This is a genomic window from Stutzerimonas sp. (assembly GCF_982611455.1).
The window spans coordinates 11,559-23,604 of record NZ_CEXBBO010000034.1; the positions used below are offsets into that span (position 1 = coordinate 11,559).

The 12,046-nt window shown below is 58.0% G+C and carries 10 protein-coding genes and 3 tRNA genes; 11 read left to right on the forward strand and 2 right to left on the reverse strand.

Going from position 1 to position 12,046, the window contains the following annotated elements; all coding sequences use genetic code 11:
* Positions 1–49 precede the first annotated feature (49 nt).
* A complete protein-coding gene (locus AC2LD7_RS17860) occupies positions 50–1,912 on the reverse strand; it encodes a sigma-54-dependent Fis family transcriptional regulator (protein ID WP_484599064.1) in 1,863 nt (620 codons plus the stop codon).
* Between the two features lie 217 nt (positions 1,913–2,129).
* Between AC2LD7_RS17860 and AC2LD7_RS17865 the strand changes: the two genes are divergently transcribed.
* Genes AC2LD7_RS17865 through AC2LD7_RS17890 form a run of 6 tightly spaced genes read left to right on the forward strand, consistent with a single transcriptional unit; the run spans position 2,130 to position 8,056 of the window.
* Positions 2,130–3,212 carry an ABC transporter ATP-binding protein gene (locus tag AC2LD7_RS17865; protein ID WP_484599065.1) on the forward strand — a complete coding sequence of 361 codons (1,083 nt, stop codon included), beginning with the start codon at positions 2,130–2,132 and terminating at the stop codon, positions 3,210–3,212.
* A 9-nt stretch (positions 3,213–3,221) separates the two neighbouring features.
* Complete coding sequence (locus AC2LD7_RS17870; protein WP_484599066.1) at positions 3,222–4,316, forward strand: ABC transporter ATP-binding protein; 1,095 nt, start codon at positions 3,222–3,224, stop codon at positions 4,314–4,316.
* Entirely contained in the window at positions 4,313–5,176 is an 864-nt protein-coding gene (locus AC2LD7_RS17875) for a carbohydrate ABC transporter permease (RefSeq protein ID WP_484599067.1), read from the forward strand. The genes AC2LD7_RS17870 and AC2LD7_RS17875 overlap by 4 nt, the downstream gene beginning before the upstream one ends.
* Before the next feature lie 13 nt (positions 5,177–5,189).
* Positions 5,190–5,990 (forward strand): carbohydrate ABC transporter permease, encoded by an 801-nt coding sequence (locus tag AC2LD7_RS17880; protein ID WP_484599068.1) that lies wholly within the window; start codon positions 5,190–5,192, stop codon positions 5,988–5,990.
* An 11-nt stretch (positions 5,991–6,001) separates the two neighbouring features.
* Positions 6,002–6,274 (forward strand): DUF2160 domain-containing protein, encoded by a 273-nt coding sequence (locus AC2LD7_RS17885; protein WP_484599069.1) that lies wholly within the window; start codon positions 6,002–6,004, stop codon positions 6,272–6,274.
* Positions 6,275–6,316: 42 nt separating this feature from the next.
* Positions 6,317–8,056, forward strand: a complete 1,740-nt coding sequence (locus AC2LD7_RS17890; RefSeq protein WP_484599070.1) for an ABC transporter substrate-binding protein — start codon at positions 6,317–6,319, stop codon at positions 8,054–8,056.
* Positions 8,057–8,202: 146 nt separating this feature from the next.
* On the opposite strand, the gene folD is transcribed toward AC2LD7_RS17890, so the two are convergent.
* Positions 8,203–9,057 (reverse strand): bifunctional methylenetetrahydrofolate dehydrogenase/methenyltetrahydrofolate cyclohydrolase FolD, encoded by an 855-nt coding sequence (folD, locus tag AC2LD7_RS17895; protein ID WP_484599071.1) that lies wholly within the window; start codon positions 9,055–9,057, stop codon positions 8,203–8,205.
* 273 nt (positions 9,058–9,330) lie between these two features.
* Between folD and AC2LD7_RS17900 the strand changes: the two genes are divergently transcribed.
* From AC2LD7_RS17900 to clpP, 5 genes are all read left to right on the forward strand, one after another.
* Positions 9,331–9,407 (forward strand) — tRNA-Arg (locus tag AC2LD7_RS17900).
* A 31-nt stretch (positions 9,408–9,438) separates the two neighbouring features.
* Positions 9,439–9,514 (forward strand) — tRNA-His (locus AC2LD7_RS17905).
* Between the two features lie 47 nt (positions 9,515–9,561).
* Positions 9,562–9,646 (forward strand) — tRNA-Leu (locus AC2LD7_RS17910).
* Positions 9,647–9,934: 288 nt separating this feature from the next.
* The gene (gene tig, locus AC2LD7_RS17915) at positions 9,935–11,245 is read left to right on the forward strand and encodes a trigger factor (protein ID WP_484599072.1); all 1,311 of its coding nucleotides are present in this window, start codon (positions 9,935–9,937) and stop codon (positions 11,243–11,245) included.
* An 88-nt stretch (positions 11,246–11,333) separates the two neighbouring features.
* Positions 11,334–11,972, forward strand: a complete 639-nt coding sequence (gene clpP, locus AC2LD7_RS17920; protein WP_484599073.1) for an ATP-dependent Clp endopeptidase proteolytic subunit ClpP — start codon at positions 11,334–11,336, stop codon at positions 11,970–11,972.
* Positions 11,973–12,046 lie beyond the last annotated feature (74 nt).

The window sequence follows — 12,046 nt, forward strand, 5'->3', positions numbered from 1 at the left end:
CTGCCGCTATTTAGCGTCGCTGAAACGCCTTGCTGAGCTATGCCGCAACTTAGCCTGGATAAAGGCCCTCGGCACGCAGTCGCTTGTACAAGGTGTTGCGACTGACGCCGAGATGCCGGGCGAGATGGGAAATATTGCCGCGGCAGGCTTCAAATTGACTACGTAGTTGCTGGTCCGGCTGCATTCGTTGCGGCTCGGCCATATTGAGCAGGCGCTGCGAGTCGCTCCCGCAACCATCGAGTTCGGTTTCGAGGTCGTCGAAGAAATCATCAGGCAGATGTTCCGGCCGGATTTGCTGTTCTTCGGCCATCGCCAGAGCAACTTGGATCACGCTGCTCAGCTGACGGATATTGCCGGGCCAAGGGTGGCGCTCGAACAAACGTTGTACTTCGTTGCTCAGGCCTGCTTGTTGCTGTGGCTCGCGATGCTGTTCCCATACACGCTGGAATAGCGCGAGCTTGTCGGCCCGCGCGCGCAGCGGCGGCAGTTCGATGCTGAATCCACTGACGCGGTAGAACAGATCCTGGCGGAAGCGACCGCTCTCGACCTCCTGACGCAACGAACGGTTGGTCGCGCAGATCAGCCGGAAGTCCACTGGATAGGGCTCGCCACCCCCAAGCGGCTGTACACAACGATCCTGCAGCACGCGTAACAGGCGGGCCTGCAGATTGGCTGGCATGTCGCCGATCTCATCAAGGAAAAGTACCCCCTTGTCGGCTTTGCGAATCAGGCCACTGCTGCCTTTGTGATGAGCGCCAGTGAATGCACCTTTCTCGTAGCCGAAAAGCTCGGATTCGATCAGCTCTCCAGGAATGGCTGCACAGTTAACGGCTATAAGCGGTGCCGCGGCGCGGGAGCTGGCCGCGTGCAGCGCTTTGACGAGAAACTCCTTGCCGACGCCGGTTTCGCCGTGGACGAGAATCGGAATGTTCTTCTCCAGCATCCGCTGAGCCTGGCGGGCCACTTTTTGTACACGCGGGTCACCATAATCAACGCCTGCCAGATCCACCGAATGTTTTGTGCATGAACTACGAAAATCTCGCGCTTGAATGCGCGGTTTCTGCGGCCGTCGAATGGTCCCGTGAAACCGATGGCGACCCATGGCGCGCAGCGGCATCGGCTGTTCTTCCGGCTGGTTCAGCAATTGCAGCAGCGGCACGTCGAACAGCATGTCGATTCGGGTGCGCATCAGCGTTAGGCCGAGGAGGTTATCCGCGCGTCGGTTGGCCGAGACGATCAATCCGGACTCATCGAAGATCAACAGGCCGGCCCATTGACTGTCGAGATTGTCCTGACCCGTGTTGAAGGTCAGCTGAAAGTAATCGTCACGGAACAGGTTGAGGATCAGCCGATTCTCCACCGACTGGCTCATCATTTTGACCATGCCCAGGGTATGCGAAGGGGGCAGATAGCTGTCGCTGGAAACGTCGAGCACCGCAATCAGCTGTCGCTGCGCGTCGAAGATCGGAGAAGCGGCGCCGGAGAGGTAGCGGTTGGCCTTGAGGAAATGTTCGTCGCGCTGGATATGCACCGCCTGACCGCTGGCCAGCGCAGTTCCGATGGCGTTGGTTCCGGTGTCGCGTTCCATCCAGCTGGCGCCGGGGGAAAAGCCTCGGCGCTGGGCGGGCTCGACAAAGCGCCGGTCTCCCCAGGATTCCAATAGTTGGCCGCCGCTGTCGGCCAGCAGAATTAAACAGCTCGAATTCGAAAGGATATTTTCGTAGTAGGGCAACACTTCACGCTGGGTGGTTTGCACCAGGTTTCGCTGGCGTTCGAGCAATGCGCTCACGTTCTGCTCGGCAGGCTGGCCGAAGCTCGGCGTGCTAAGTGGGTTCAGACCAAAGCGTTCGCAGCGATGCCAGGATTCTTCAACCAAGGTTTGGTGGGAAATGGACTGGACTGGGTCGGCCATGTCGCCCTCTTGAATGCGAGCTCTTGTTGTTTTGGCTGCGTTGGCAGCGTGCGCCCTGAACAGTCTTGTTCATTTCTGTTCGCTGTCAATGTTCATAAATGTTCATTTTGAACAGTTCGGAACTGCTCGTTTCTTATTAGATCTTGAGCCAGAGCCGCCGGTTCGAAATGGCATGGATATCGCACTGGCGCTCCTATAACAATTAGAAGGATGCGACATGTCCCTCACGCTGGAACACGTCACCAAGAGGGTCGATGGGCAGCTGCACATCGACGACGTTTGTCTGGGCTTCGAGCCTGGTTCGTTCAACGTGCTGATTGGGCGGACGTTAGCGGGCAAGACTTCGTTGATGCGACTCATGGCTGGCCTGGACAAGCCAAGCAGTGGTCGCATCCTCATGAATGGGGCCGATGTGACCGGCGTACCGGTGCGCAAGCGCAACGTGTCGATGGTTTACCAGCAATTCATCAATTACCCGACGTTGACCGTTTTCGAAAATATCGCATCGCCGCTGCGTCAGGCCGGGGTCGGCAAGGGTGAGATCGAGCGTAAAGTTCGCGAAACAGCGGAAATGCTTCACATCGAAAGCTTTTTGAAGCGGCATCCGCTGGAGCTTTCCGGCGGCCAGCAGCAGCGGACAGCTATGGCTCGGGCGTTGGTGAAGGATGCCGATCTGGTGTTATTCGACGAGCCGCTGGTAAACCTTGATTACAAGCTGCGTGAGGAGCTGCGCCAGGAAATGCGCGAGCTGTTCAGGACGCGGCGTAGCATCGCCATATACGCCACCACCGAGCCCAACGAAGCCTTGGCGTTGGGCGGTACTGCCACGGTCCTGCATGAGGGCCGGGTTATCCAGAGTGGGCCGACGGCTGAGGTTTATCACCAGCCGAGCCAGATGTTGAGTGCCGAGTTGTTTTCCGAGCCGCCGATCAATCTGTTGCCGGGGCGGATCGCATCCAGCGAGGTCAGCTTTCAGGATCGCATGCATTTTCCGCTGAACGCCGATCTGCGCGGCCTGGGCGAGGGCACTTACAGCTTCGGTGTGCGCCCCAGCCACATCGGGTTGGTGCCGTCCAATGACGACGATCTGGAGGTTTCCGGCAGGGTCGAGTTGGCAGAAATCAGTGGTTCGGAAACTTTTCTTCACGTGCGCAACGAGCACTTCAGCCTGGTTCTGCACGTGCAGGGGGTTCACGACTATCCAGTTGACTCGCCCATTCGCGTCTACATCCCGACTCACAAGCTGTTCGTCTTCGACGCCACGGGTCGGTTGGCCCAGGCGCCGGCACGACGTGTCTGAGGAAGTCCCATGGCAGAGATTCGTCTACAGAACCTGGCCCACAGCTACAGTGCGCAGCCGCGTGACGCGGCGGATTACGCCATTCGCGAGATGAGTCATGTCTGGGAGCAGGGCGGCGCTTATGCACTGCTGGGCCCTTCTGGCTGCGGCAAGTCGACCTTGCTGAACATCATTTCTGGTTTGCTCAGCCCATCCGAAGGGCAGGTGCTGTTCGACGCGCGCGAGGTGAACAGGATGACGCCCGAACAGCGCAACATCGCCCAGGTTTTCCAGTTCCCGGTCGTCTACGACACCATGACGGTGTTCGACAACCTTGCTTTCCCCCTGCGTAATCAGGGCGTCCCGGAGGCGCGTGTCACCAGCAAGGTTCATGAGATTGCCGAGGTGCTCGATCTTCACCCGCTGCTCAAGCGAAAAGCTCGCAACCTGACCGCTGACGAGAAACAGAAGGTGTCCATGGGGCGGGGCCTGGTGCGGGATGACGTATCGGCGATCCTCTTCGACGAGCCGCTGACAGTCATTGATCCGCACCTGAAATGGAAGTTGCGACGCAAGCTCAAACAGATCCACGAGCAATTCAATATCACCATGATCTATGTCACTCATGATCAGCTGGAGGCCTCGACCTTTGCCGACAAGATCGCGGTGATGCATGGCGGTCAGATCGTTCAGTTCGGCACACCACGAGAGCTTTTCGAACGCCCTCAACACACCTTCGTGGGTTTCTTCGTCGGCAGCCCCGGAATGAATCTGATCGATGTTCGGGCCGAGGAAGGCGGCGTAGCGTTTGGCGACCAGCACCTGCGTTTGTCCGATTCGCTCGTGGCACGCTTGCCGTCGCTTGCCGGCAAGCGCCTGCAAATCGGTATCCGCCCCGAGTTCGTACAGGTCACCGACGAAGCGGCTAGCGGTATGCAGGCCGATGCAGTGCGCGTCGAGGACCTCGGCACCTACAAGATCCTGACGTTCCGCATGCAGGGACAATTGCTCAAGGCGCGCCTGCCAGAAGATCAGGTCGTCCCGCGGGGGCAAGCCTGGGTGGGCTTCCCCGCGCAATGGCTGATGCTCTACGCCGATGATCTGCTGGTTGGGGAGTTGCCATGAACAAGGTTCAGGACAACCGCGCCTGGTGGCTGGTACTACCTGTTTTTCTACTAGTGGCGTTCAGCGCCATCTTGCCGATGATGACGGTGGTCAACTACTCGGTGCAGGATATCTTCGATTCATCGACGCGATTTTTCGTCGGTGCCGACTGGTATCGACAGATCCTTAACGACCCGCGGCTGCACGATTCATTGCTGCGCCAGTTCATCTTCTCCGGCTGCGTCCTGCTGATCGAAATTCCGTTGGGTATCGCCGTCGCGCTGACCATGCCGACCCGTGGACGCTGGGCTTCGCTGTGCCTGATCGTCATGGCGATCCCGTTACTGATTCCATGGAACGTGGTCGGCACCATCTGGCAAATCTTTGGCCGTGCAGATATCGGCCTGCTGGGTTACGTCCTCAACGAACTGGGCGTCAGCTACAACTATGCCTCCAATACGCGTGACGCCTGGGTGACGGTGCTGGTGATGGATGTCTGGCACTGGACATCGCTGGTCGCGCTGCTCTGCTATTCGGGCCTGCGTGCAATACCTGACGTCTACTACCAGGCGGCACGCATCGACCGCGCATCGGCGTGGGCGGTGTTCCGGCACATTCAGTTGCCGAAATTGAAAAGCGTTCTGCTGATCGCCGTGATGCTGCGCTTCATGGACAGCTTCATGATTTACACCGAGCCCTTCGTGCTGACGGGTGGCGGCCCTGGTAATGCCACCACCTTTCTCAGCCAGACGCTCACCAAGATGGCGGTGGGGCAGTTCGATCTCGGCCCGGCGGCTGCGTTCTCGCTGATCTACTTCCTGATCATCTTGCTGGTGTCCTGGCTGTTCTATACGGCCATGACCCATGGCGACCAGAAATGACGAGGGTCAGCTAATGCATCTGCGCAAGCGAGCGGTACTGATCCTCTACATCACCTTTCTGATGGTGCCCATTTATTGGCTGGTGAACATGTCGTTCAAGAGCAACACCGAGATCCTAGGCGGGCTTACGCTCTGGCCGCAGGGCTTCACGCTGGACAATTACCGCGTCATCTTCACCGACCGCAGCTGGTACAGCGGTTACATAAATTCGCTGTATTACGTCTGTCTGAATACCGTGATTTCGCTGACGGTGGCGCTGCCGGCGGCGTATGCCTTCTCGCGCTTTCGCTTTCTCGGTGACAAGCATCTGTTCTTCTGGCTTCTGACCAATCGAATGGCGCCGCCGGCGGTGTTTCTACTGCCGTTCTTCCAGCTGTACTCGTCGATCGGTCTGTTCGATACCCATATCGCTGTGGCGCTGGCGCACTGTTTGTTTAACGTGCCGCTGGCGGTGTGGATTCTCGAGGGCTTCATGTCCGGCGTGCCCAAGGAAATCGACGAGACGGCCTACATCGACGGTTACAGCTTTCCCAAGTTCTTCCTGAAGATTTTCATTCCGCTGATCGGCTCGGGCATCGGTGTCACCGCGTTTTTTTGCTTCATGTTCTCCTGGGTGGAGCTGCTGCTTGCTCGAACGCTCACATCGGTGGACGCCAAACCCATCGTCTCGGTAATGACGCGGACCGTGTCGGCTTCGGGGATCGATTGGGGCGTGCTGGCGGCTGCCGGGGTACTGACTATCCTGCCTGGCATGCTGGTGATCTGGTTTGTGCGCAACCACGTAGCCAAGGGCTTTGCCCTCGGTCGGGTATAGGAGAGCTATCGATGAACTGGATGGCCTGGACCACACCAACTGCCGTGTTCTTCGCCGTGATCGGCCTGATGCTGGCGCTGATGAGCGCCTGGGAACTGAGGCGACCCTGCGTGCCGCGAAAGGGCTTGCTGCCCATCGTCACCACGCGAGGCGATCGGCTGTTCATTGGACTTTTGGGCAGCGCCTATTGGCACCTTCTGCTGATAGGGCTGACCGACTGGAGCATCTGGATAGCGTCCGCGCTGTCTCTCGTCTGGTTGTTTGCAGTGATGCGCTGGGGTTGAGCCTTGCGGCCCATCCTTCCGAAAAACCCAAAGGAGGTGTTTATGTTCGAGAATAAAAACAACACCCGACATGGCATGGCGCTCGCGGCCCTGCTGACGTTGTCCGGCATTACGGGAGCGGCCTGGGCCGACGCTTATGAAGACGCGGCGAAGAAATGGGTCGAGTCGGAATTCAATCCATCGACCCTGTCGCCCGAGCAGCAGATGGAGGAATTACGCTGGTTCATCAAGGCCGCCGAGCCTTTCCGCGGTATGGAGATCAACGTCGCCTCGGAAACCATCACCACCCATGAGTACGAGTCGAAAACCCTGGCCCGCGCCTTCAGCGAGATCACAGGCATTCGCCTACGGCACGACCTGATGCAAGAGGGCGATGTGGTCGAGAAACTGCAAACGCAAATGCAGTCGGGTAAGAATATTTATGACGGTTATATCAACGACTCCGATCTGATCGGCACCCACTTCCGCTATGGCAAGGCAGTGGCCATCAGCGACATGATCGAAGGCGAGGCGAAGGACTACACACTGCCAACGCTCGATCTGGACGACTTTATCGGACTGTCATTCACCACAGGTCCAGACGGCAAGGTCTATCAGTTGCCGGTCCAGCAGTTCGCCAACCTGTACTGGTTCCGGGCCGACTGGTTCGAGCGCCCCGAACTGAAGCAGCAATTCAAGGAGCGCTACGGCTACGAATTGGGCGTACCAGTCAACTGGTCCGCTTATGAAGACATCGCCGAATTCTTCAGTAAGTACGTCAAGGAAATCGACGGACAGCGCATCTATGGCCATATGGACTACGGCAAGAAAGATCCGTCGCTGGGCTGGCGCTTCACCGACGCCTGGTTCTCCATGGCCGGTGCTGGCGACAAAGGGTTGCCGAACGGGTTGCCGGTGGACGAGTGGGGTATTCGTGTTGAGGACTGCCATCCGGTGGGCTCCAGCGTTTCCCGTGGCGGCGCAACCAACGGACCGGCGGCGGTCTATGCGACACAAAAATACGTCGACTGGATGCGCGAGTACGCGCCGCCGGAAGCGCAGGGCATGACGTTCTCCGAGTCGGGCCCCGTCCCGGCTCAAGGCAACATTGCTCAGCAGATCTTCTGGTACACCGCCTTCACTGCGGACATGACCAAGCCCGGCCTGCCGGTCGTCAATGAGGACGGTACGCCGAAATGGCGGATGGCGCCCTCACCCAAGGGGCCGTATTGGGAGGAGGGGATGAAGCTTGGCTATCAGGATGCCGGTGCCTGGACGTTCCTCGTCTCGACGCCGGAGAAGCGCCGGCTGGCCGCCTGGCTTTATGCGCAATTCACCGTATCGAAAACCGTGTCCTTGAAGAAGACGCTCGTCGGTCTGACCCCGATTCGCGAATCCGACATCAATTCCGATGCCATGACCGAAGCGGCACCGAAGCTGGGTGGCCTTGTGGAGTTCTACCGTAGCCCGGCGCGCGTGCAGTGGACGCCGACCGGAACCAATGTGCCGGACTATCCTCGTCTAGCACAGCTGTGGTGGCAGTACATCGCCGAAGCGGCCAGTGGTGACAAGACGCCTCAGGAAGCGCTCGATGGTCTTGCAGAAGCACAGGACACCATGATGGCGCGGTTGGAACGGGCCAATGTGCAACCGAAGTGCGGACCAAAACTCAACGAGCCTCGCGATCCAGAGTACTGGTTGAGTCAGCCGGGCTCGCCGAAACCCAAGTTGGAAAACGAGAAGCCTCAGGGTCAGACTGTCAGTTATGGCGAACTGATCAAATCCTGGGAGCAAGAGCGCTAAGCCGCAGTCGCATTCGCGGCTGGGGCTGGGGCTGGGGCTGGGGCTGGGGCTGGGGCTAGAATAAAAAAACGGCACTCGAGGGTGCCGTTTTCCTAAACGCCATATAGCTGCCTGGAGCCAGACGCGCCGTTAATGACGTGCTCACATCAGGCGTGCAAATGCTCTGCTGCGTGCAGCGTATTTTCCAGCAGACAAGCGCGTGTCATTGGGCCGACACCGCCGGGTACCGGCGTAATCCAGCCGGCGCGCTGTACCGCAACATCGAACTCTACGTCTCCGACCAGCTTGCCATCGGCCTGCCGGTTGATGCCTACATCAATAACGATTGCGCCCTCCTTGATCCATTCACCCTTCACCAGCCCGGTGATGCCGGTCGCCACCACTATCAGGTCGGCGCGCTTGACGTGTTCGGCCAAATCGTTGGTGAAACGGTGCGTTACGGTTGTGGTACAGCCTGCCAGCAACAGCTCCAGCGCCATGGGTCGTCCGACAATGTTGGACGCACCGACGACCACTGCGTTGAGTCCGTGTAGGTCGATGCCGGTACTCTCGAGTAGCGCCATGATGCCTTTCGGCGTGCAGGGGCGGAGCAGGGGCATACGTTGAGCGAGCCGGCCAATGTTGTACGGGTGGAAGCCATCCACGTCTTTGTCCGGACGGATGCGTTCAAGCATCTGCGATGCGTCCAGATGCTTGGGTAATGGAAGCTGCACGAGGATGCCGTCGATAAGCGGGTCGTCATTGAGCTGATCGATCAGCGCCAGCAACTCGGTCTGGCTAGTCTCAGCTGGGAGGTCGTGTGCGGTGGAGTTAAATCCAACTTCCTCACAGTCCTTGCGCTTATGCGCGACATAAACCTGGGACGCCGGGTCAGTGCCCACGAGTATCACTGCCAGGCCCGGCACCCGGAGGCCCTGCCGAGATCGCTCGGCAACTCTACCGGCGATCTGCTGGCGGATATTGGCAGCAATCTTTTTACCGTCGATCAGTTTTGCGGTCATGACGCGTAATTAACCATGGAGAAGGATTGAAAAAGGACGCGCATTCTCGCACGGTGGCACCGTCCGGCAAAGGCGATGCGACGACCGATCTCCGTAACTCCTTTACCAGGCTGAAATTTTTTCGGCTTTGCTGTTGACGGCTTGTAGGCGGCCCATTAAGATTCGCCCCGCTTGTCGAGCACAGCTTGCTGCTGGGTAAGACGGCTTTTGAAGGTCGATGCCTTCATTGGCCGGAGCTTGAAGTCTGCGCTCCGAATAGAATGCAGATATAGAGCGCCCGTAGCTCAGTTGGATAGAGCATCCGCCTTCTAAGCGGATGGTCGCAGGTTCGAGTCCTGCCGGGTGCGCCATTTTGGGCTCTGGCATAAGCAAGGCAATATGGTGGGCGTAGCTCAGTTGGTAGAGCACAGGATTGTGGCTCCTGCGGTCGTGGGTTCGAACCCCATCGTCCACCCCATATTCCGAAACGCCAGGCACTGCCTGGCGTTTCCGTTTAGAAGTTATGCGGACGTGGTGGAATTGGTAGACACACCAGATTTAGGTTCTGGCGCCGCAAGGTGTGAGAGTTCGAGTCTCTCCGTCCGCACCATACAGGCGCTTTGCATCTGAGAACGATGCGGAGTGTAACAACCGGCCTGGGGCCGGTTTTTTTTTGTCCGTTTCATTGCTCCGTCAGGATGATGGCAGGATGCCAAATGCATCCAGGTCAAGTACATCAGGGCTGATCTATCCGATAACTCTACGAGGGTGCGGCGTGGCCACTTCGGTGGCGCGAGTGCCTTGCCGGACGGGGTGACTTCTGTCATACGAGCCACTAGAATGCTTGCCCATTCTGGGGCCGGAACGCCGGCTTATGTCTGTGCAACGAGGAAAATCCATGCAAGTTTCTGTTGAAAGCACCTCCGCTCTTGAGCGCCGCATGACCATTGGCGTGCCGGTCGAGCGCATCGAGACCGAAGTCAACAAGCGTCTGCAACAGACCGCCAGCCGAGCCAAAATCCCAGGTTTTCGTCCCGGCAAGGTGCCGATGAGCGTGATTCGTCAGCGCTATGAAGCGGCTGCTCGTCAAGAGGCCCTGGGTGATCTGATCCAGGCCACCTTTTATGAGGCCGTAGTCGCCGAAAAACTGAACCCTGCCGGCGCACCGGCAGTCGAGCCGAAAGTGTTCGAGAAGGGCAAGGATCTGGAATACGTCGCGACTTTCGAAGTGTTTCCAGAATTCAAGGTTGCCGGCTTCGAAGGTATCGAAATCGAGCGTTTGCAGGCCGAAGTGGCAGATGCAGACGTCGACAACATGCTCGATATCCTGCGTAAGCAGAACACTCGTTATGAGGCTGCCGATCGCGCAGCCGAGAACGGCGATCAGTTGAACATCGACTTTGTTGGCAAAATCGACGGCGAAGCCTTTGCGGGTGGTTCGGCGCAGGGCACCCAGCTTGTGTTGGGTTCGGGTCGCATGATTCCGGGCTTCGAAGATGCTCTGGTTGGTGCTAAGGCTGGCGAAGAGCGGGTCATCAGCCCGACCTTCCCAGAGGATTATCAGAACCTCGATCTCGCCGGCAAAACTGCCGAGTTCACTGTGACCATTAATAGCGTTGCCGCTGCGCAACTGCCAGAGCTGGACGACGAGTTCTTCGCTCAGTTCGGCGTTCAGGAAGGTGGTCTTGAAGGCTTCCGCGCCGAAGTGAAGAAAAATATGGAGCGCGAGCTTCGTCAGGCCATCAAGACCAAGATCAAGAATCAGGTCATGGAAGGGTTGGTTGGCGCCAATCCGATCGAAGTACCGAAGGCTCTGGTCGACACTGAAGTGAACCGTTTGCGCGTTCAGGCTGTTCAGCAGTTTGGTGGCAATATCAAACCTGATCAACTCCCGGCCGAGCTATTTGAAGAGCAGGCCAAGCGCCGCGTTGTGCTTGGTCTGATCGTCGCCGAAGTGGTCAAGCAGTACGAGCTCAAGCCTGAAGACGCACGCGTTCGCGAGCTGATCGAGGAAATGGCTTCCGCTTATCAGGAGCCTGAGCAAGTCGTGTCCTGGTACTACAAGAACGACGAGCAGCTGAACGAAGTTCGCTCTGTTGTGCTCGAAGAGCAAGTTGTAGATACTGTCCTGCAGCAGGCTAAATTGACCGACAAGTCGGTCTCCTACGAAGAAGCAGTGAAGCCTGCGGAAGCCCCGCAAGCTGCCTGAGTTTCTTCAAACCGTTTAATGCACATTCATAAGCCAGCCTCGTGCTGGCTTATGTCTTTGCGGCGTGACATAGGGAGTATCGTTGGACATGTCCGGCAATTCGTTTATGCAAGTACCAGACATCCAGGCCGCAGGTGGCCTGGTGCCGATGGTCATCGAGCAGTCCGCCCGTGGCGAGCGCGCGTATGACATCTATTCCCGTCTCCTCAAGGAGCGGGTGATATTCATGGTTGGTCAGGTCGAAGACTACATGGCCAACCTGATCGTCGCGCAGATGCTCTTCCTCGAGGCAGAAAACCCCGAGAAGGACATCCATCTGTACATCAATTCCCCTGGCGGCTCCGTCACTGCAGGCATGTCGATCTACGACACCATGCAGTTCATCAAGCCGGACGTATCGACTATCTGCATCGGTCAGGCCTGTAGCATGGGCGCTCTGTTATTGACCGGTGGCGCGGCTGGGAAACGTTACTGCTTGCCGCACTCGCGGATGATGATTCACCAGCCACTGGGTGGTTTTCAGGGTCAGGCTTCGGACATCGAGATCCATGCTCGGGAAATTCTTACCATCCGTGAGCGTCTGAATAAGGTAATGGCTGAGCACACCGGCCAGCCGATGGAAGTGATTGCTCGGGATACCGACCGCGACAATTTCATGAGTGGCGAAGATGCCGTTAAGTATGGACTGATCGACCAGGTCCTGGCTCAGCGGCAAATGACAGCCTGATCTCGTCCGTACGGCGATATCCGGCTGTAGTGCGGGCTTGAAAAAGCCTGCGATTGCCTTCATCTTGTGTTTCA